Below are 20,500 nucleotides of genomic sequence, written 5' to 3'. Positions count from 1 at the left end.
ATCTGGGTGCCAGTCAAAGGCGTCTATTTAGTGCATCGGCTGGCGGTTCCAATGCCGGAACAACGGCTCCGCCAAAAACAGCACAAACAACAACCGCATTACCTGCATCGCCGTCACCAGCGGCACCGACAGTTGCAGGGTTTCGGCCGTCAGGCTCATCTCGGCGATGCCGCCGGGCATCATGCCCAGGGTCAATGAGCGCAGGTCCAAGTGGGTGAGGGCACTCAAGCCCACCGCCGCCAGCGTCGCCAGCGCCATGGTCAACGCCGTGCCGATCAAGGTGCGAACCATGAACGACGGAGCGCGCCGGAAGAACTGACGATTGAAGTGGCAGCCCAAGCCGCTGCCGATCAGCCATTGGCCAATCTGGCTGCCGCCGTCAGGTAACCCGATGTGCAGGTCCCACACCACGCTGGCGGTGGCACTCACCAACAAGGGCCCGAACAACCACGGGTTTGGCTGACGCAAACGCTGCCAGCCCCAGGCTACCAGCGCACCCAGAGGAAACAGCAACGCCAGCCACGCCCAACTCACCGGTGCCGGATGGAACTGCGGCGCGCCGCCATCCAGCAGATACTTGAAAATCGCCGGCACACACAACACCACTACCAGCACCCGCAGGCTCTGGCCCGCTGCCACGCGGCTGAGCACCGCGCCATTGCGTGCGCCGAGGTTGACCATCTCACCGGAACCGCCCGGCATGCTGGAGAAAAACGCGGTGGCGCGGTCTTCACCGCTGCGGCGCATCAGCCACACGCCGACCACGCTCGACAGGCTGGTGACCAGCGCGCCGAAGAAGATCAGGCCGAAGTGGCTCATCACCTGTTCAATCACCAACGGGGTGAAGTGCAGGCCGATGCCGATGCCCACTACCCATTGACCGCATTTGCGCCCGCCGGGAATCTCCGCCAACTGCCACGGCGTGAGGCAACGCACGAGGATGATCGCCAGCAACGAACCGACCATATACGGCAAAGGCCAGCCGACCAGGCTGGCCAGGTAACCGCCGGCCAGACCGACCAGCGGCGTTCCCCACCATTGTTTAAAGGTGACCTCAGACATCGGCCACGGCACGACGCTGCAGGGCACGTTTACGCCAGATACGCAGCAACGGTACAAACAGCATGATGGCGGTCAGTACCCAGACGCCAAAGGTGATCGGGCTCGACCACAGGATTTCCAGCGCACCGTTGGAAATCGACAGCGCGCGGCGCAGGTTCTGCTCCATCAGGCCGCCGAGGATAAAGCCCAGCAGTACCGGCGACAGCGGGAAATCCAGCTTGCGCAGGATGTAGCCGAAGATGCCGATACCCACCATCAGGAACAGATCGAAGGTGGTGGCGTGCACCGCATACACACCGATCGCTGTGATGATGGCGATCACCGGCACCAGCGCCCAGTTCGGCACGGCGAGAATGCGCGTGAAGATGCGGATCATCGGGATGTTGAGGATCACCAGCATAATGTTGGCGATAAACAACGAGGCGATCAGGCCCCAGACGATGTCCGGTTGCTGTTGGAACAGCAGCGGGCCAGGAGTGATGTTGTACAGCGACAGAGCACCGATCATAACCGCCGTGGTGCCCGAACCCGGTACACCCAGTGTCAGCATCGGTACCAGGGCGCCACAGGCGGAAGCACCGATGGCCGTTTCCGGCGCGGCGAGGCCACGCATGTCGCCCTGGCCGAATTTGCCGCTGGCACCGGCCAGGCGTTTCTCGGTCATGTAGGCGACGGCCGAGGCCAATGTCGCACCTGCGCCGGGGAGTACACCCATGATGAAACCGAGCAGGCCGCAGCGGATGTTCACCACGAACACCGAACCCGCTTCCTTCAGGTTGAACATCATCCGCCCGGTGGCCTTCACCGCTTCCTGGCCACGGTGAGTTTTTTCCAGCAGCAGCAGGATCTCACTGATGGAAAACAGGCCCAGCACCAACACCACAAACTGGATGCCGTCGGTGAGGTGGATGTTGTCGCCGGTAAACCGGTACACGCCGCTGTTGGCGTCAATACCCACTGCCGAGAGGAAGAGGCCGATCAGCGCCGCAACAAACGTTTTCAGCGGTTTGTCACCGGCCATGCCGCCCAGGCAGACAATCGCAAACACCATCAGTACGAAATATTCCGCCGGACCGAAGGCAATTGCCCATTTGGCCAGCAGCGGCGCAAACAGCACCATGCCGCAGGTAGCGATAAACGCGCCGATGAACGAGCTCCATGCCGACAAGGACAACGCCACGCCAGCCAGGCCTTTACGGGCCATCGGGTAGCCGTCGAGGGTGGTCATCACGGTCGACGCTTCGCCCGGAATGTTCAGCAGGATTGAGCTGATACGGCCGCCGTATTCGCAACCCAGATAAACGGCCGCCAGCAGGATCAACGCCGATTCCGGCGGCAGGCCCAGGGCGAATGCGATGGGGATCAACAGTGCTACGCCGTTGATCGGGCCCAGGCCCGGCAGCAGGCCGACCACAGTGCCGATCAAGGTGCCGCAGAGGGCGGTCACCAGGTTGTAAGGGGACAGTGCAACGCCGAAGCCCTGGCCCAAATAGCCGAAAGTATCCATATCAGTTCTCCAGAACGTCGAGCAGGCCGAGGGGCAGCGGAACATCCATGGCTTTATCGAACAGCAGATAAAGACCAATGGCCATCAGGCTGACGATCACCACGCTGGGCACCCAGCGGCCGCCGTACAGACGCGCCATGGGAATGCCGATCAGCATGCTGCTGAGAATGAAGCCGAGGGGTTCGAAGGTGGCGGCAAACACGATCAACAGGGCTACGCAGATGCAGATCTTGATCAGGGTCTGGCGGTCCAGCGCCGGTTCTTCCTCGGTGTGCTTGGTAGGTTGCGGGCGAAACAGCATGTAGATCAGTGCCAGGCTCATCAGCCCTAGCATCAGCAGCGGGTAGGCACGAGGCCCCACCGGCTCGTAGGAAAATGCCGCCTGATACGGCCAAGCCATCAATGCAAGGCCGGCACAGGCCAGCAACAGCACAGCGGCAAAAATGCGTTGTAAGAGCATGTAGAACTCCTGGGCCGCGCCCCTTGTGAAAGAGGGCGTGGCCGCACTTGGAAGGCGGGGCGATTACTGGATCAGGCCGAACTCTTTGGCCAGTACTTTGTAGTCAGCCACCTGTTTCTTCACGTAGGTGTCCAGCTCCGGGCCGGTCATGGCGAACGGGAACAGCTCACGCTGATCACGCAGCTTGGCGAACTCGTCCGAGGCCAGCAGTTTGTCGAACGCCTCTTTCCACCAGGCATAGTCGGCATCGCTGACTTTTGGCCCCAGGTAGAAACCGCGCACCACTGGCCAGACGATGTCGTAGCCTTGCTCCTTGGCGGTCGGAATGTCCTTCATTTCTGGCTCGTCCAGCCGCTTCTCGGAGAACACCGCCAGCAGGCGCATATCGCCACTCAGGATGTGCGGCATGGAGTCGGAGATGTCGGTACTGCCCACCTGGATGTGACCGCCGAGCAGGGCAGTAGCGATTTCGCCGCCACCTTCAAGGGCGACATAACGCAGCTCGCGCGGGTTGATCCCGGCTGCCTTGGCGATCAGTGCCGTTTGCATCCAGTCCTGGCTGCCGACGGTGCCGCCGGAACCGATCACCACGCTGCCCGGATCTTTCTTCAAGGCTTTGACGAGATCGTCGAGGGTCTTGTAGGGCGAATCACTTTTCACTGCGATGGCGCCGTAGCTGGTGCCAACTGCCGCCAACCAACGCACGGCGCTTTCATCAAAACGACCGAACTTGCCTTGCGCCAGGTTCAACAGCGAACCGCTGGACCAGGCCACCAATGTGCCGGCATCTGCAGGGCGCTGGGCGACCACCGCGTTGTAAGCCACCGCGCCCACGCCGCCCGGCATGTAGGTCACGCGCATCGGCTTGCTGAGCAACTTCTCGTTGACCAGCGCGCTTTGCGCCAGTTTGCAGGTCAGGTCAAAACCACCGCCGGGGGAGGCCGGGGCGATGCATTCCGGGCGCTTGGGTTCATCGGCAGCCAGCAGTTGGCCGGCGAACAGCATGCAGCCGGCGGCGAGGGCAAATTTACGCAGTGAAAGGGTCATGGTTATCTCCGTCTTTATTGTTGTGAGGTTCTACTTCCAGAGCACACTTACCAAAGGGCAACGCTGTAGCTGACCAGCACGCGCATTTCATCCGCGTCACGGGCTGAATAGTTGGAACGGTACGTGGCGTTACGCAGGCGTACAGCGACGTCTTTGAACGTGCCGGTTTGCACCACGTACTTGATTTCGGTGTTGCGTTCCCACTCTTTACCGGTCTCGCCGTTCTTGAGTTTGATGTTGTCACCCGACAGGTAACGGCTCATGAAACTCAGGCCGGGAATGCCCAGCTTGGCGAAGTCGTAGTCGTAGCGCGCCTGCCAGGAGTGCTCGTCGGCGCCGGCAAAGTCGTTGATCTGAACGAAGTTGACCAGGTACGGGTCACTGCCATCCACATACGGGAAGGCGCTGTCGCCGGACATGTGCTGGTAGCCGGCGCTGAGCTTATGGCCATTGAGGGCATAGCTGAACAGGCCGTTGAGGGAGGTGTTGTCGATCTTGCCGCCACGGGCAGCACCGGTGTCATCACTGATAGCCAGGCGCAGGTCGGTGGCGAAGGTGCCGGGGCCCATCGGGCGTGCGGCCACCAGGCCGAGGAAGTGCTGGCGGTAAACGTCGTCGAGCTGGGCGAAGTGGTAGCTACCGGTGATCTTGTCGGCGAACTTATAGTCCACGCCACCGAAGTTGAAATGCTTGCCGGTGGCGCCGCTGAGGAAGCGGCTGTTCTTGTTGTTGAGGGCGATGTCCTCGTAGTTGCTGTCGTCGCGGTCCTTGGCCTTGTCCAGGCGACCGCCGGTGAACGTCAGGTTCTTGAACTCCTTGGAAGTCAGCAGGCCGCCGTTGAACGTCTGCGGCAGGATGCGGCCGTCGTTGGGCTTGAGGATCGGCAGTTCAGGCATCAGCGAGCCGATCTTCAGCTCGGTGGCGGAGATCTTCACCTTGCCGGTCAAACCCAGCTTGGAGTACTCATCGGCGGCGCGACCATCGTCATGGGTCGGCAGCAGGCCGGTACCGGTGCGGTCGGGGCTGGAGTCGAGTTTGACTCCGAGCATGCCCAGCGCGTCGACGCCAAAACCGACGGTGCCGTCGGTGTAGCCCGATTGCAGGTTGAGCATGAAGCCCTGGGCCCATTCGTCGCGCTTGGATTGCTGTGCGCTGGTGCCGTCGCGAAAGTCGCGGTTGAAGTACATGTTGCGGGTTTCCAGGGTCGCGCTGCTGTCTTCAAAGAAGGCAGCCTGGGCAAGCGGCGAAAAGCCGGCAAGGGCAGCGGCACTGGCAAGGGCTGTGTGGGTCAGGCGGGAAAAACGAACAGGCGGGCAAGCCTGGGGCTGGGTCGACAGCATCGTGTTGCACTCCGTTATTGTTCTTATTTTGGCGAAAACGCATCGAGGCGTTTTTCGGACGCGACTCATCTGGTCGCTCGGCGGGCATGACCCACCTTGGCTGGATGCTAAAGGGCGAAGCTTTCACTAACCTTTCAGCTGCCTTTCAATGTTTTCGGGCTTCACAGGGCAGGCGGCGCCTGTAAACTGCCCGCCAAGGCGTGGCATCGACCACCCATGAACGAGGTAGAAATCCATGCGTGTCCTCTTGGTTGAAGACCATCTGCAACTCGCCGAAAGTGTCGCCCAGGCGCTCAAGAGCACGGGTTTGACCGTCGACGTACTGCACGATGGCGTGGCCGCGGACTTGGCCTTGAGCAGCGAGGAATACGCGGCGGCGATCCTTGATGTGGGGTTGCCGCGCATGGATGGTTTCGAGGTGCTGGCGCGTCTACGCGCTCGCGGAAAAAATCTGCCAGTGCTGATGCTCACCGCACGCAGTGATGTGAAAGACCGCGTGCATGGCCTGAACCTCGGCGCCGATGACTACCTCGCCAAACCGTTCGAACTGACGGAGCTGGAAGCTCGGGTCAAGGCGCTGCTGCGCCGCAGCGTGCTGGGCGGCGAGCGCCAGCAGACCTGCGGCGTGTTGGTGTACGACCTCGATACTCGGCGCTTCACCGTGGGCGGCGAGCTGATGACCTTGACCTCTCGCGAGCAAGCCGTGCTTGAAGCCTTGATCGCGCGCCCGGGCCGGGTGATGAGCAAGGAGCAACTCGCGTCCCAGGTGTTCGGCCTGGACGAAGAGGCCAGCCCGGATGCCATCGAAATCTACGTGCACCGGTTGCGCAAGAAACTCGATGGCCAGCCCATCGCCATCGTGACCTTCCGCGGCCTTGGCTATCTGCTGGAAGCCCGCGATGCATAAGCCCAGCAGCCTGCGCTGGCGCCTGCTGTGGAACTTGGCGCTGTTGCTAGTGCTGTTGATGCTCGCCAGTGGCATGAGTGCCTACTGGAACGGTCGCGAAGCGGCCGACACCGCCTATGACCGCACGCTGCTGGCCTCGGCACGGACCATCGCGGCCGGCCTGACCCAAGTGGACGGCACCCTCAGCGCCAACGTGCCCTATGTCGCCCTGGACACCTTCGCCTACGACAGCGCCGGGCGTATCTACTACCAAGTCAATGACATCGACCAGAAGCTGATCTCCGGTTACGAGAACCTGCCCGGCCCGCCGCCGGGCACGCCTCGCACCGATGACTATCCGGCGCTGGCGCGGTTTTACAACGCCACGTACCAAGGCCAGCAGGTGCGTGTGGTCAGCCTGCTCAAGGCCGTCTCCGAGCCGAATATGAACGGCATGGCGGAAATCCGCGTGGCCGAAACCGATGAAGCGCGCGTGAGCATGGCCCGCAGCCTGATGGCCGATACCTTGCTGCGCTTGGGTATGCTTGCGATCGGCGCGTTGTTATTGGTGTGGTTCGCCGTAAGCGCAGCGCTGCGCCCGCTGGAGCGCTTGCGCACGGCAGTGGAAGAGCGCCAGCCCGACGACTTGCGGCCCTTGCCGTTGGTGGAAGTGCAGCATGAGTTCGGCCCGCTGGTGCGTTCCCTCAATCACTTCACTGAGCGCCTGCGCGGGCAGTTCGAACGCCAGGCGCAGTTTATTGCCGACGCGTCCCACGAACTGCGTACACCGTTGGCGGCACTCAAGGCGCGGCTGGAACTGGGTCTGCGCGCGGAAGATCCGGCGACCTGGCGCAGCACCCTGGAAACCGCCGCCCAGGGCACCGACCGCCTGACCCATCTGGCCAATCAATTGCTGTCCCTGGCACGCATTGAAAATGGCGCGCGGGCGATTGCCGAAGGGGGGGCGCAGTTGCTGGATCTGAGCCAGCTGGCCCGTGAACTGGGCATGGCCATGGCGCCCCTGGCCCATGCGCGTGGCGTGGCATTGGCGCTTGAGGCCGACGAGCCGGTGTGGTTGCGCGGTGAGCCGACGCTGCTGAACGAGTTGCTGAGCAACCTGGTGGACAACGCCCTGGCCCACACGCCACCGGGTGGCAACGTGATTTTGCGGGTGTCGGCGCCTGCGGTACTGGAGGTGGAAGATGACGGCCCAGGTATTCCGCTGGATGAACGCGACCGGGTGTTCGAGCGCTTCTACCGCCGCAGCCAGCAAGGCATGGGCTCAGGCCTGGGGCTGGCGATTGTCGGCGAAATCTGCCGCGCCCATCTGGCGCAGATCAGCCTGCACGATGGTGCGCAGGCGGGGTTGAAGGTGCGGGTAAGTTTTATCGCCGGTTGATCAGTCGAACATCAAGCGGGCTTCATCCAGCTCTGCGCGCAGTTTTTCACTGTAGGGGTCGACCCGCAGTTTCTTCATCGCCGGCACGTTGGAGACTTCCACCTTTGCCAAGGGGTGATCGGTGCCGTGATGGCAATACAGCACGGCGATCTGCACCAGGTCGATGTAGTCGAGGCTGGCGGAGTCGCGTTCCAGGTTCAGGTACTGGCCTGGCAGTTTCGCCAGCATTTCCGGGAAGTCCCAGCCACCGAGCAACTTGTCGCCCAATACCGGGTGGATGCTGTCGATGACATGGTTGAGGCTGACCGGGTCCGACAGCAGTTCGTAGTGGTCTTCGGCGTAGGTCAGGATCGGCAGCACGCCGATCTGGTGCACCAGTCCGCCCAACGCTGCCTGGTCTGGCTTGAGCTGACTGTGGCTGCGGCACAAGGCATAGCTCACGCCCGCTACTTCCAGGCTGCGGCGCCACACATCGCGCATTTTCTGTTCTACCGTTTCGGAGCGGGCGTGGAAGATCTGTTCCATCACCAGGCCGATGGCCAGGTTGCTGCTGTAGTTGGTGCCCAGCCGGGTGATGGCGGTGTGCAGGTCGGTGACTTCCTGAGTGGCGCGTAACAACGGGCTGTTGACCACTTTGATCAGGCGCGCCGACAGCGCGGTGTCGCGACCGATGACTTTGCTCAAGTGGCTGATGCTGATTTCCGGGTCTTCAGCGGCCTGACGGATGTTCAGGGCCACTTCCGGCAATGTCGGCAGAACCAGGTCATCGTTGTTGATGGCCTTAACCAACGCCTGTTGGACTTTTTCCGCCAGTTTGTTCATTCATGCTCTCTAGGGTGCTGCAAAAAGGTACGGCGACTAACGCTGGATTTCTCGATCGCGGTCGAGGGTATAAGGCAGCTCAAGCAGCTGTAAACCTGGGCCTTCCAGTGTGCCTAAGTGCACATCGCCACTATCGGCTGCTTCGGCTTGCAATACGGCCAGAAGTTCAATCGCTTGGTCAGCTTTTGCGGCAATCACCACTTCGCCGATCGAGCTGTTGTGGCTGGCGGAAAACAGTGGGGTGCCTGGCTCGGGCATGTCAGCCGCGTTGAGGCTCAGGCGGTACAAGCGGCGCTTGAGTTTGCCCAGGTACTGCATGCGCGCGACGATTTCCTGGCCGGTGTAGCAACCTTTCTTGAAACTCACGCCGCCCACCGCTTGCAGGTTGAGCATTTGCGGGATGAAGACTTCGCGGGTTTGCGGCATGACCTGGCCGATGCCAGCGTGGATCTGGCCCAGCAGCCATTCATTCAAGTCTGCTTCTTTTACGTGAGCGGCCAGTTGGCTGCGCACAGTGTCGGCTTGCTCGGCAGGCACCCAGAGTTCGGCGCGGCTTGGGGATACGCGGATGGCGATCAGTAAGTCGGCACGCGCTACGCTGTCAGTCTCGGCTGGAAGTTCAAGACCCAGGCTGGCGAGTGCATGGTCAGCGTTCGATAGGCCGAAACGCACCCAGGCGGCGCTTTCGTCGGTGAGCTTGGACTTGGAGAACACCGCGTATTTCTTCAGATCGGCCAGTTGCGGTTCCAGCAAATCGGTGGCCATCGCCATCAATACTCCGTCACCTTGCAAGAGGATACGGAAGCTCGATTGCATGCGGCCTTTTTGCGTGCAGCGCGCGCCGAGGCTAGCCTGAGTATCACTCAGGTAATTGAGGTTGCAGGTGAGCTGGCCCTGCAGGAACTTGGCAGCGTCGGAGCCGCGGACGGCCAGAACGCCTTCGTGGGACAGCGGGCAGAAAAAAGCGGAGTCAGCCATGGGTCATCGCAGGTCAAAAAGTCATGGGTGCATCATAGAGGGGCGCCCGGCAAATGGATAGTTTCCATATGGTGCGACCAAAGCCGGCTGTTCCGGGGCCGCGGTGCCTGTATACTTGCGCGCTATTTGAGGAGCGCTCCATGGTCGAAGAAGTAGAAATCAATCGCCTCTACTGGCACAGCCGTCGTGGCATGCTGGAGCTGGATGTGTTGTTGGTGCCTTTCACCAAAGAGGTGTACGCCACGCTCAATAAAGTAGATCGCGACCTCTATGTCCGTCTGCTCGAATGCGAAGACCAGGACATGTTCGGCTGGTTCATGGAACGCGCCGAATCGGAAGATCCTGAGCTGCAGCGTATGGTTCGGATCATTCTGGACCGTGTTCAGCCCAAGTAATCGTTTTGAATGCCGCTGGCAGGCCTCACGGCTAATGCTGGCGGCGTATGTGCTTGCCCAGCTATTCGCGCTGGGTGCGTTGTTGGTCCTCGATTCCCCCTTTGCTTTCCTTGGCGTGCTGTTATGCCTGGCCCATGCGGCCTGGGTGCTGCCGCGTCATGTCCTGTTGACCCACCGTTCGTCGATTGTTGGCCTGCGTCGCGATGAGGATGGCTGGCAGTTGTTCAGTCATGAGCGCGGTTGGCACAGCGTGCAGTTGCGCCCCGACAGCCTGGCGTTGCCGCTGATTGTCGTATTGCGCTATCGGGTACAGGGCGAGTGGCGGGTGCGTTCCGTCTGTGTCCCACGGGATTCGCAGGTCGCCGATGTGCATCGGCGCCTGCGGGTACGTCTGAAGTTCAGCCGCCGAAGGTGGTTGGCACCAGAATAGTGTCGCGGGCTTCTGGCAGCATCTGCGGATAGTCGAGGGTGTAATGCAGGCCTCGGCTTTCCTTGCGTTCCATGGCCGAGCGGATCATCAGTTCCGCGACCTGGGCCAGGTTGCGCAATTCGATCAGGTCACGACTGACTTTATAGTTGCTGTAGAACTCGTCGATCTCATCCAGCAGCAAACGCACGCGGTGCTGAGCCCGTTGGAGGCGCTTGTTGGTTCGCACGATCCCCACGTAGTCCCACATGAACCGCCGCAGCTCGTCCCAGTTGTGCGCGATGATCACGTCTTCGTCCGAATCTGTGACCTGGCTGGCATCCCATCGGGGCAGGGCGGTCGGCACCGGGATGTGCGGCAGTTGGTCGAGAATGTCTGCCGCCGCCGAGCGCGCGTAGACAAAGCATTCGAGCAACGAATTGCTGGCCATGCGGTTGGCGCCGTGCAGGCCGGTGAAGCTGGTTTCGCCAATCGCGTACAGGCCGGGCACGTCGGTGCGGCCGTGCTGGTCGACCATCACGCCACCGCAGGTGTAGTGCGCGGCGGGCACGACGGGGATCGGGCCTTTGGTGATGTCGATATTGAACGCCAGACAGCGCTCATAGACCGTGGGGAAGTGGGTCTTAATGAAGTCTTCTGGTTTGTGGCTGATGTCCAGGTACACGCAGTCGACACCCAGGCGCTTCATTTCATGGTCGATGGCGCGGGCGACGATATCGCGCGGGGCCAGTTCGGCGCGCGGGTCGAAGCGTTGCATGAAACGTTCGCCATTCGGTAGTTTCAGGTGTGCACCTTCACCACGCAGCGCCTCGGTGATCAGGAAGCTCTTGGCCTGCGGGTGATAAAGGCAGGTGGGGTGGAATTGGTTGAATTCCAGGTTCGCCACCCGGCAACCCGAACGCCAGGCCATGGCAATACCGTCGCCGCAAGCGCCGTCGGGGTTGCTGGTGTAGAGGTAGACCTTGGCCGCACCACCTGACGCGAGAATGGTGAAGCGTGCGCCATAGGTGTCGACTTCGCCGCTGGAACGGTTGAGCACGTAGGCGCCGAGGCAGCGCTCGCCGTCCAGGCCCAGGCGTTTTTCGGTGATCAGGTCAACGGCGACGCGCTGCTCCAGCAATTCGATGTTGGGACGCTGGCGGGCTTGGTCGAGTAGGGTCTTGAAGATCGCGGCGCCGGTGGCGTCGGCGGCGTGGATGATGCGGCGGTGGCTGTGGCCGCCTTCGCGCGTGAGGTGGAATTCGAAGCCGCCGTCGTCACTGCTCGCGTGTTCGTCGCGGGTGAACGGCACGCCTTGATCGATCAACCATTGGATCGCCTCGCGGCTATGCTCGACGGTGAAACGCACCGCATCTTCGTTGCACAGGCCACCGCCAGCGTTGAGGGTGTCTTCGACGTGGGATTGCACCGTGTCGGTGTCATCCAGTACGGCGGCCACACCACCCTGGGCCCAGAATGTGGAGCCGTTGGCCAGGTCGCCTTTGCTCAGGACCGCAATGCGCAGATGGCTGGGAAGGGTCAGCGCTAGGCTCAATCCTGCCGCGCCGCTGCCGATCACCAGGACATCGTGTTGAAACTGTTGGCTCATTTGAAGGATTCCGCAAAAAGCGATCCAAAGGTCAGGCGCAGACAGGAGGCCTGGATCGGCGAATCAAAGGGTCACACGGGCCACTAGTATATAGAGGGGGGGAGCGGCACAATAGCCGGGCATTCGTGGCAATGTGAGATTACGGTGCGCAGCTCGGGTAAAATCAGCCGGTTGTTGAAGCGGGAACTTTTTGCATAAGCCCCGACTCAATAGCAGGTTGCCCGAAAGCTGGGAAACGTTGAGTTTATTGGCCCGTCGGGAGCATTGGACGCGTCAGAAAACCGGCGACAAGATTATTCGCGCAGCCGGCGTTGCCCGCGCTGCGTTTTTCGTGTGTGCCAAATCAGTGCATGCCGGAAACTTGCTTGAAGGGGGAGAACTTTTGCGAAAAGTCCGAGTCTATGTTTGCAAGCCTGATCGTTTAGTTATGCAAGCCTCCTTCAAGTACAACGAGGAGTGTTCATGCTAACCCAGGAAGAGGATCAGCAGCTCGTCGAGCGCGTTCAGCGCGGCGACAAGCGAGCATTTGATCTGCTAGTGCTGAAATACCAGCACAAAATTCTCGGGTTGATCGTGCGGTTTGTGCACGACACCCATGAAGCGCAGGACGTTGCACAAGAGGCCTTTATCAAGGCTTATCGTGCACTGGGCAATTTCCGCGGTGATAGTGCGTTTTACACGTGGCTGTACCGCATCGCCATCAACACGGCGAAGAACTATCTGGTGTCTCGCGGACGCCGCCCACCAGATAGCGATGTAAGTTCAGAAGATGCAGAATTTTACGATGGTGATCACGGCCTCAAAGATCTCGAGTCGCCGGAGCGTGCATTGCTGCGCGACGAGATCGAAGGCACCGTTCATCGCACAATTCAGCAACTGCCAGAAGATTTGCGTACGGCGTTAACTTTACGTGAATTCGATGGTCTGAGTTACGAAGACATTGCGAGCGTCATGCAGTGTCCGGTGGGGACTGTGAGGTCACGGATTTTCCGGGCCCGGGAAGCCATCGATAAAGCCTTGCAACCTTTGTTGCAGGAAAACTAAAGACAGCGGCGACAGCCAAGAGAGGAACCGCCATGAGTCGTGATGCCCTGCAGGAATCGCTGTCCGCAGTGATGGATAACGAAGCGGATGAACTGGAACTTCGTCGAGTGCTCAACGCATTTGATGATGCCGAAACCCGTGACACCTGGTCTCGTTACCAAGTCGCTCGGGCGGTGATGCATAAGGATCTTCTAATCCCTCGTCTGGATATTGCTGCGGCTGTTTCTGCTGCGCTGGCCGATGAAGCCGTTCCGGCAAAAGCTGCTCGTGGTCCTTGGCGTAGCCTGGGTCGCCTGGCAGTCGCTGCCTCGGTGACAGTTGCAGTGCTTGCTGGTGTTCGCCTGTACAACCAGGACGAAATTGCTGGTGCCGAACTGGCCCAACAGACTCAGCAGCCGGTCATGGCCGGTCCGCAAGTCAAAGGCCCAGCTGTACTGGCTGGCTACAAGGAAAGCTCTGACACCACTGGCCCTATGGCCAACGGTGTACTTCAAGGGCAATCGCAGGACCAGCGTCTTCCAGGCTACTTGCGCCAACACGCACAGGAATCAGCCTTGAAAGGCACTGAAAGCGCTCTGCCATACGCTCGCGCTGCAAGCCTGGAAAATCGCTAAACCGCTAAGGGGCATTATGCGCGCCATACCGCTCCTTACGCTGTTTCTCAGTGGTTGGTTTGCACTACCCGCCCATGCCGATGAAGCCCAAGATTGGCTGACTCGACTTGGGCGTGCAGAGCAGCAGCAAAGCTTTGAAGGTACGTTCGTCTATGAACGTAACGGCAGTTTTTCCACCCACGACATCTGGCATCGTGTCCAGAATGGTCAGGTACGCGAGCGGCTCTTGCAGCTCGATGGTTCTGCCCAGGAAGTTGTGCGAGTGGATGGCCGCACCCAATGTGTCAGCGGCACGCTGGTTGCTGGCATTGGCAATTCGCGAGATGAGCCTTCACGAGCGCTTGACCCGCAAAAAATCAATCCATTTTACGAATTGGCCATCATCGGCAAGTCCCGCGTGGCCGGCCGTAATGCAGTCATCGTTTCGATCACGCCACGTGATCAATACCGTTATGGCTTTGAGCTGCATCTGGATCGTGAAACCGCATTGCCGCTCAAGTCCCTGTTGCTGAACGATCAAGGGCAGTTACTGGAGCGCTTTCAATTCACACGTTTGAACACTTCCACCTCGCCCACCGATCGTGATTTACAGCCCAGCAGTGACTGCACGTCTATCGCGATCTCAGATACTAAGGCGTCGGAAGTAGAGCCCACTCAGGCTTGGCATTTGGAATGGTTGCCGCCGGGTTTTCAACTGACCAATAGCAGTGCCCGTAAAGATGCTCAGACCAAAGCCACTGTCGACAGCTTGATGTATGAAGACGGGCTGGCACGTTTTTCGGTATTTCTTGAGCCGATCAGCGCTGTGAGCGTGACTGAAACCCGCACTCAATTGGGCCCCACGGTTGCTGTGTCCCGCCGGCTGAATACGGTGGACGGCGAAATGATGGTGACGGTAGTTGGTGAAATTCCTATAGGCACCGCCGAGCGTATCGCGCTGTCGGTGCGCGGTGAAAAAAAGGCCACCATCCAGCCGTGAGTTGTTAATCCTATGTTCATCCTGCTCTTCCACTGTACGTCCATGTCAGGCTGGCTGCCGAGAGCATGAAATGTCTGGATCAGCATTTTCACTTGCAAAAATCTCCCATGTTTTTTATAGGTCAGGGCTTGTCGGCTCTGGCCTTGTTTTGTTCGCGGAACAAAAATGTCGGTCGCAGTTTTCGGCGTTTCTTGAACCCTGTCGCTCAACCCTGCTCGTCGTAACGGGAGCTGTATGTCGATACCACGTTTGAAATCCTACCTATCCATAGTCGCCACGGTACTGGTGCTTGGCCAGGCCTTGCCTGCACAAGCGGCCGAATTGCCTGATTTCACCCAATTGGTTGAGCAAGCCTCGCCGGCCGTGGTGAACATCAGCACCACGCAGAAGCTGCCAGATCGCAAAGTGTCGAACCAGCAGATGCCTGACTTGGAAGGCCTGCCGCCGATGCTGCGAGAGTTCTTCGAGCGCGGCATGCCACAACCGCGCACGCCTCGTGGCGGTGGTGGTGGCCAGCGTGAAGCGCAGTCCCTGGGCTCGGGCTTCATCATTTCCCCTGATGGCTACATCCTTACCAACAACCATGTGATCGCTGACGCTGACGAGATTCTCGTGCGCCTGGCCGACCGCAGCGAGCTGAAAGCCAAGCTGGTGGGCACCGATCCACGTTCAGACGTTGCGCTGCTGAAAATCGACGGTAAGGACCTTCCCGTTCTGAAGCTGGGCAAGTCCCAGGACCTCAAGGCCGGGCAGTGGGTAGTCGCCATCGGCTCGCCGTTCGGTTTTGACCACACTGTGACTCAGGGTATCGTCAGCGCCATTGGTCGCAGCCTGCCGAATGAGAACTACGTGCCATTCATCCAGACCGACGTGCCGATCAACCCAGGTAACTCCGGTGGCCCGCTGTTCAACCTGGCGGGTGAAGTAGTGGGTATCAATTCGCAGATCTACACCCGTTCCGGTGGTTTCATGGGCGTGTCGTTTGCTATTCCGATCGACGTGGCCATGGATGTTTCCAACCAATTGAAAAGCGGTGGCAAGGTTAGCCGTGGCTGGTTGGGCGTAGTGATCCAGGAAGTGAACAAAGACCTCGCTGAGTCCTTCGGTCTCGACAAGCCTGCTGGTGCTCTGGTTGCACAGATCCAGGACGACGGCCCCGCTGCTAAAGGCGGCCTGCAAGTCGGCGACGTGATCCTGACCATGAATGGCCAACCGATTGTCATGTCGGCCGACCTGCCACACCTGGTCGGTGCACTCAAGGCGGGCAGCAAGGCCAAGCTGGAAGTAATTCGTGACGGCAAGCGCCAGAACGTTGAACTGACGGTAGGCGCTATTCCTGAAGAAGGTGCGACTCTGGACGCCCTCGGCAATAACAAATCGGGTGCTGAGCGAAGCAGCAACCGTCTGGGCATTGCAGTTGTTGAGCTGACCGAAGAGCAGAAGAAAAGCTTCGACCTCAAGGGCGGCGTAGTGATCAAGGAAGTGCAGGATGGCCCAGCAGCATTGATCGGCTTGCAGCCGGGCGACGTGATCACCCACCTGAACAATCAGGCGATTGATACCACCAAGCAGTTCACTGACATCGCCAAGGCGTTGCCGAAGAATCGCTCGGTGTCGATGCGCGTGCTGCGTCAGGGGCGCGCCAGCTTCATTACCTTCAAGCTGGCCGAGTAATCCGCTAAGCCAATAAAAAGCCCCGCCGTCGGTCAACGATGGCGGGGCTTTTTTGTGGGTGATGGGTTTAGCTCATCATCCCTTTTACCAGGCGTTCCTGTTCGATCAGCTCACGCTGGCGTGCGTCGATACGTGACGACAATGGAAAGTTACTGCCGGCGCGGCGTTTGGCGAAGTCCAGTTGCTGAATCGCCTGCTGGAAGTCGCCCACCAGAGCAAAGTATTCAGCGCGCGCCTGGTGCAGGCCGATGATGTTGCCGGATAACCCGCGTGTCTCGGCGACTTGATACCACACGTCCGGATCGTCCGGACGAGACTTGAGCAGGCCATCCAGGGCCTTTTCCGCATCCGCGGTACGATTTTGTTTAAGCAGCAGGTCGACTCGGATCTGATTCAGCGGATAGTTGCCGGGGTATTGGGTCAGCATCCGATCCGTGCGTTGCTGGGCGTCGGCTAGACGGCTGTTGTCTATGTCCAGCTGGATTTGCGCCAGGTTATAAGTGATGTCATTGGGCGCTTTGGCCAGCAGCGGTTGCAGGCTATCTCTCGCTTGCTTGAATTGTGAGGCCTTGATTTGGGCGATGGCCAGGCCATAACGCGCCACATCGTTTTTCGGGTTCTCGTCCAGTTGCGCCTGGAAGCGTTTGGCGGCGAGTCCTGAGGTGTCCTCGTATTGCAGCTGCACCCGTGCGCGAATCAGTTGATAGCGCAGGCTGTCTTCCTTTCCGCCGGGCTTGGATTGCTCGGCTCGGTTTCGGGTGTCGGCGATCCGCGATTCAGTGACCGGGTGCGTCAACAGGAATTCTGGTGGCTTGGCGTCGAAGCGGTATTGACGCCCCAATCGCTCGAACATGGTCGGCATGGAGCGCGGGTCGTAGCCGGCTTTCTCCAGATTGACGATACCGATACGGTCAGCCTCTTGTTCATTCTGCCGAGAGAACCGCCGTTGTTCCTGGATCGCCGCCGCCTGGGTGCCGGCGATCGCAGCAATGCCCGCATCACCTGCGCCGGCGGCTGCCGCGATGATGCCACCGAGGAGAGCAGCCATCATCGGGATCTGCATGCGCTGCTGCGCTTCAACGCCACGGGCGAAGTGACGCTGTGACAAGTGAGCCAATTCGTGTGCCAGCACCGAGGCGTATTCTCCTTCGGTCTGGGCGTTGAGGAACAGGCCGCCGTTCACGCCGACAATACCGCCTGGCGCGGCAAACGCGTTGAGTTGCGGGCTGTTGATCAGGATGAACTCCAGACGTCGGTCGTTCACCTGGCTGGTTTCTACCAGCTTATACACGCTGGTTTCGACGTAATCTTTGAGTTGCGGGTCGTTCAGTTGGGAAACCTGCCCGCGCAGGTAGGCCAGCCAGGCACGGCCCAGTTGGAATTCCTGTTGTGGCGAGACAATGGCAGAACTGGCGTCGCCAAGCGACGGCAGGTCGTCAGCGAAGCCTGGAGAGGCCAGCAGGCAAGCCAGCGTCAGCAGGGTGGGGCGCAAAAAAGTCATGCACATAGCCTTTCGACAAAGAGCTTACTGTAGCCGGACACTGAGCTTCGGACCAGATATTCTAAGCACCCCGAACGCTTGCCCGGAGTAAAACCATGACCGACGCTGTAGCCTTTGATGCCGAGCTCGACGCCAGCGGCCTCAATTGCCCGTTGCCCTTGCTCAAGGCCAAGCTGGAACTCAACCGATTGACCAGCGGTGCCGTGCTCAAGGTGATCGCAACGGACGCAGGTTCCCAGAGGGATTTCCGCACATTTGCCAAACTGGCCGGCCACACGTTGTTGCATGAAGAAGATGCCGCCGGTGTGTACCGTTACTGGTTGCGCAAGGCCTGAGCCGTTGCCCCTACCACCCGAGGTTGATTGATGTTCAAAGTGTTACGAGACTGGATCCAGCGCTACTTCTCTGATGAAGAAGCCGTGGTACTAGCCGTCCTGTTGTTTTTGGCCTTTACCGCAGTCCTCACCTTGGGTGGCATGCTGGCGCCCGTACTTGCGGGGATGGTGCTCGCTTACCTGATGCAGGGCCTGGTCACCACCCTTGAGCGTTTGCGCTTGCCAGGCGGTGCGGCAGTGGGGCTGGTCTTCGCCTTGTTCATGGGCCTGCTGGTGGTGTTTATAGTGGTGGTGTTGCCGCTGCTGTGGCACCAACTGATAACGCTGTTCAACGAGTTGCCGGGCATGCTCGCCAAGTGGCAGTCGCTGTTGCTGCTGTTGCCGGAGCGCTACCCGCATCTGGTATCGGATGAGCAGGTGTTGCAGGCCATTGAAGTGGCGCGCGGCGAAATCGGGAAATTCGGGCAATGGGCGCTGACGTTTTCCCTGTCCAGCTTGCCGCTGCTGGTCAATATCATGATCTACCTGGTGCTTGTCCCGATCCTGGTGTTCTTCTTTCTCAAGGATCGCGCCATGATCGGTCGCTGGGTGAGTGGCTACCTGCCGCGTGAGCGAGCGCTAATTACTCGGGTTGCCGAGGAAATGAACCGGCAGATCGCCAACTACATTCGTGGCAAAGTCATCGAGATCATTATCTGCGGCGGCGTTACCTACATCGCTTTTATTGCCCTGGACCTGAATTACGCGGCCCTGTTGGCATTGCTGGTCGGTATTTCAGTGGTGGTGCCCTATGTCGGCGCGGTAGTGGTGACCGTACCAGTTACGCTGATCGCTTTGTTCCAGTGGGGCTGGAGCGACCAGTTCATCTACCTGATGGCGGTGTACGGGATCATCCAGACCCTGGATGGCAACGTGCTGGTGCCGTTGCTCTTCTCGGAGGCGGTCAACCTGCATCCGGTGGCGATCATTTGCGCGGTATTGTTGTTTGGTGGGCTATGGGGATTCTGGGGGGTGTTCTTTGCGATTCCCCTGGCAACGCTGTTCAAGGCAGTGCTGGATGCGTGGCCGCGGCAGGAGCCAGTGGTGGCGCCTTTGCTCTGAAACGGAAAGGGGGAGCCTGCTCCCCCTCTCACATTTTCAGGCCTTATTCAAAGCCTGCGCTGCTGTCAGTACAGCATCCACATGCCCTGGCACTTTTACGCCACGCCATTCCTGGCGCAGCACGCCTTCCTTGTCGATCAGGAAGGTGCTGCGATCCACACCCAAGTATTCCTTGCCGTAAAGCTTCTTCAGTTTGATCACATCAAACAGCTGGCAAACCGCCTCGTCTTTGTCGCTGATCAGCTCGAAAGGGAATTCCTGCTTGCCTTTGAAGTTCTCGTGGGACTTCACGCTGTCGCGCGACACGCCAAACACTTCAGTGTTGGCCGCTTGGAACGCCGCGTACTGGTCACGGAAGCCTTGGCCTTCAGTGGTGCAGCCGGGGGTGCTGTCCTTCGGATAGAAGTAGATCACCACCTGCTTACCCTTGAGGGCCGCAAGGCTAAAAGTCTGGCCGCTGGTGGCCTGGGCTTCGAAGTCGGCTATGGGTTGGTCGATGACTACTGCCATGAATACTTCCTTACATTGGGTTCTGTGGGCGCCATGGTTCGATCAACGCGTCGAGGTTCAGTGCGTCGGCGAAATCCAGGAACTGGTCGCGCAGCCAACTGATCTGCACACCGGCTGGCAGGGTCACGGTGAAAGTGGCGTTGAGCATGGTGCCGCCGGTTTGCGGGGCCTGGTAGGTGTCGCAGGTCAGGTTTTCCAGTTCGACGTTATGGTCGATAAAGAACTGGCACAACTCGTTGACGATGTCCGAGCGGTACGCCGAGCTGACGTAAGCCACATAAGGCAGGGCCTGGGGACGGTTTTCCAGCGCGGCGCTACGCACAACATTGACGGTGAAGTCATGTTTCTTGGCCAGGCCCGGCAGGCCGGTTTCCAGGCGTGCCAGGGCGTCCCAGGTGCCGGAGATCTGGAGGACCAGCGCACTGCACTCGCCATGGCGTGTCAGGCGGGAGGTCACGACGGCGCAGCGGTTTTCATGGCTGGCGCGGCACAGGACGTTCGTCAGCTCCATGGGGTTGGCGCCGAGGGCACTGATAACAAGGAATTGTTCGCGAACTGTGGGGGTGGACATGCAGCCTTCCTAAACGATGAGCGGTCGATACCATGAGGGCCGTATCGATCAAAGCATGAAGGGTAGCGAAAAGCGCCGCCAAGGGATAGGAGGTGGCGTTTTCATTACGTGAACGGCGTGATTCCAGCCTGCTGTAACCCGTGCTTTCGTCCAATGATGGCATTGCCCATCGTTTAGTTGCCCCAGAACGCATCCTCACGCGGTACTTCGCTTGTACAAGCATCTTGGCGCCAGTACCATTACGGCTCTCTTTTTCCGGC

General features: G+C 59.8%; 21 protein-coding genes. 10 read left to right on the top strand and 11 right to left on the bottom strand.

Annotated elements, in window-relative coordinates; genetic code table 11:
* Positions 1-27: 27 nt before the first annotated feature.
* The 5 genes from AB4N82_RS02845 to AB4N82_RS02825 all read right to left on the bottom strand — a co-directional run bounded on the left by AB4N82_RS02845 (position 28) and on the right by AB4N82_RS02825 (position 5,416).
* Positions 28-1,062: an AbrB family transcriptional regulator gene (locus AB4N82_RS02845; RefSeq protein ID WP_122764905.1), complete on the bottom strand. Its 1,035-nt coding sequence runs from the start codon at positions 1,060-1,062 to the stop codon at positions 28-30.
* Entirely contained in the window at positions 1,055-2,569 is a 1,515-nt protein-coding gene (locus AB4N82_RS02840) for a tripartite tricarboxylate transporter permease (RefSeq protein ID WP_122764906.1), read from the bottom strand. Before AB4N82_RS02840 ends, AB4N82_RS02845 begins: the two co-directional genes overlap by 8 nt.
* Position 2,570: 1 nt before the next feature.
* Entirely contained in the window at positions 2,571-3,029 is a 459-nt protein-coding gene (locus AB4N82_RS02835) for a tripartite tricarboxylate transporter TctB family protein (RefSeq protein ID WP_032888529.1), read from the bottom strand.
* A gap of 63 nt (positions 3,030-3,092) precedes the next feature.
* Entirely contained in the window at positions 3,093-4,082 is a 990-nt protein-coding gene (locus AB4N82_RS02830; RefSeq protein WP_163033161.1) for a Bug family tripartite tricarboxylate transporter substrate binding protein, read from the bottom strand.
* A 41-nt stretch (positions 4,083-4,123) separates the two neighbouring features.
* The gene (locus tag AB4N82_RS02825; RefSeq protein ID WP_032888532.1) at positions 4,124-5,416 is read right to left on the bottom strand and encodes an OprD family porin; all 1,293 of its coding nucleotides are present in this window, start codon (positions 5,414-5,416) and stop codon (positions 4,124-4,126) included.
* A 235-nt stretch (positions 5,417-5,651) separates the two neighbouring features.
* On the opposite strand from AB4N82_RS02825, the gene AB4N82_RS02820 reads away from it, so the two are divergent.
* Positions 5,652-6,323 (top strand): response regulator, encoded by a 672-nt coding sequence (locus tag AB4N82_RS02820; protein ID WP_017736361.1) that lies wholly within the window; start codon positions 5,652-5,654, stop codon positions 6,321-6,323.
* Positions 6,316-7,701 (top strand): sensor histidine kinase, encoded by a 1,386-nt coding sequence (locus AB4N82_RS02815; RefSeq protein WP_032888534.1) that lies wholly within the window; start codon positions 6,316-6,318, stop codon positions 7,699-7,701. The genes AB4N82_RS02820 and AB4N82_RS02815 overlap by 8 nt, the downstream gene beginning before the upstream one ends.
* Here the strand turns inward: AB4N82_RS02815 and AB4N82_RS02810 are convergent, their stop codons facing one another.
* Together AB4N82_RS02810 and ygfZ are read right to left on the bottom strand one after the other, a co-directional pair.
* Complete coding sequence (locus AB4N82_RS02810; RefSeq protein ID WP_032888536.1) at positions 7,702-8,523, bottom strand: HDOD domain-containing protein; 822 nt, start codon at positions 8,521-8,523, stop codon at positions 7,702-7,704.
* A gap of 36 nt (positions 8,524-8,559) precedes the next feature.
* A complete protein-coding gene (gene ygfZ, locus AB4N82_RS02805) occupies positions 8,560-9,501 on the bottom strand; it encodes a CAF17-like 4Fe-4S cluster assembly/insertion protein YgfZ (protein WP_122764907.1) in 942 nt (313 codons plus the stop codon).
* Positions 9,502-9,641: 140 nt separating this feature from the next.
* On the opposite strand from ygfZ, the gene AB4N82_RS02800 reads away from it, so the two are divergent.
* Positions 9,642-9,896 carry an FAD assembly factor SdhE gene (locus AB4N82_RS02800; RefSeq protein ID WP_032888540.1) on the top strand — a complete coding sequence of 85 codons (255 nt, stop codon included), beginning with the start codon at positions 9,642-9,644 and terminating at the stop codon, positions 9,894-9,896.
* Complete coding sequence (locus tag AB4N82_RS02795) at positions 9,880-10,326, top strand: protein YgfX (RefSeq protein WP_032888542.1); 447 nt, start codon at positions 9,880-9,882, stop codon at positions 10,324-10,326. The genes AB4N82_RS02800 and AB4N82_RS02795 overlap by 17 nt, the downstream gene beginning before the upstream one ends.
* Here the strand turns inward: AB4N82_RS02795 and nadB are convergent.
* Positions 10,295-11,911, bottom strand: coding sequence for an L-aspartate oxidase (nadB, locus tag AB4N82_RS02790; RefSeq protein ID WP_032888543.1), 1,617 nt, complete (start codon positions 11,909-11,911; stop codon positions 10,295-10,297). The two genes, AB4N82_RS02795 and nadB, sit on opposite strands and share 32 nt — an antisense overlap.
* A gap of 462 nt (positions 11,912-12,373) precedes the next feature.
* On the opposite strand from nadB, the gene rpoE reads away from it, so the two are divergent.
* From rpoE to AB4N82_RS02770, 4 genes are all read left to right on the top strand, one after another.
* Positions 12,374-12,955 carry an RNA polymerase sigma factor RpoE gene (rpoE, locus tag AB4N82_RS02785; RefSeq protein ID WP_003172477.1) on the top strand — a complete coding sequence of 194 codons (582 nt, stop codon included), beginning with the start codon at positions 12,374-12,376 and terminating at the stop codon, positions 12,953-12,955.
* 32 nt (positions 12,956-12,987) lie between these two features.
* Complete coding sequence (locus AB4N82_RS02780) at positions 12,988-13,569, top strand: sigma-E factor negative regulatory protein (RefSeq protein WP_032888545.1); 582 nt, start codon at positions 12,988-12,990, stop codon at positions 13,567-13,569.
* 16 nt (positions 13,570-13,585) lie between these two features.
* Positions 13,586-14,548: a MucB/RseB C-terminal domain-containing protein gene (locus AB4N82_RS02775; protein ID WP_122764908.1), complete on the top strand. Its 963-nt coding sequence runs from the start codon at positions 13,586-13,588 to the stop codon at positions 14,546-14,548.
* Between the two features lie 234 nt (positions 14,549-14,782).
* On the top strand, positions 14,783-16,222 hold the full coding sequence (locus tag AB4N82_RS02770) for a DegQ family serine endoprotease (protein ID WP_122764909.1): 1,440 nt from the start codon (positions 14,783-14,785) through the stop codon (positions 16,220-16,222).
* 67 nt (positions 16,223-16,289) lie between these two features.
* Here AB4N82_RS02770 and AB4N82_RS02765 read toward each other — a convergent pair whose 3' ends face one another.
* Positions 16,290-17,723 carry a M48 family metalloprotease gene (locus AB4N82_RS02765; protein WP_095184077.1) on the bottom strand — a complete coding sequence of 478 codons (1,434 nt, stop codon included), beginning with the start codon at positions 17,721-17,723 and terminating at the stop codon, positions 16,290-16,292.
* A gap of 95 nt (positions 17,724-17,818) precedes the next feature.
* On the opposite strand from AB4N82_RS02765, the gene AB4N82_RS02760 reads away from it, so the two are divergent.
* Together AB4N82_RS02760 and AB4N82_RS02755 are read left to right on the top strand one after the other, a co-directional pair.
* Entirely contained in the window at positions 17,819-18,058 is a 240-nt protein-coding gene (locus AB4N82_RS02760) for a sulfurtransferase TusA family protein (protein ID WP_099601374.1), read from the top strand.
* A gap of 30 nt (positions 18,059-18,088) precedes the next feature.
* A complete protein-coding gene (locus tag AB4N82_RS02755; protein WP_032888556.1) occupies positions 18,089-19,159 on the top strand; it encodes an AI-2E family transporter in 1,071 nt (356 codons plus the stop codon).
* Positions 19,160-19,195: 36 nt separating this feature from the next.
* On the opposite strand, the gene AB4N82_RS02750 is transcribed toward AB4N82_RS02755, so the two are convergent.
* Both AB4N82_RS02750 and AB4N82_RS02745 read right to left on the bottom strand, forming a co-directional pair.
* A complete protein-coding gene (locus tag AB4N82_RS02750; RefSeq protein WP_095184079.1) occupies positions 19,196-19,669 on the bottom strand; it encodes a peroxiredoxin in 474 nt (157 codons plus the stop codon).
* A 10-nt stretch (positions 19,670-19,679) separates the two neighbouring features.
* A complete protein-coding gene (locus tag AB4N82_RS02745; protein WP_003172487.1) occupies positions 19,680-20,240 on the bottom strand; it encodes a glycine cleavage system transcriptional repressor in 561 nt (186 codons plus the stop codon).
* Positions 20,241-20,500 lie beyond the last annotated feature (260 nt).

The organism is Pseudomonas sp. H1_D04, from assembly GCF_054683855.1.
Note: the sequence above shows the minus strand (reverse complement) of the source record. Positions and strands in the feature narration are given on the sequence as shown.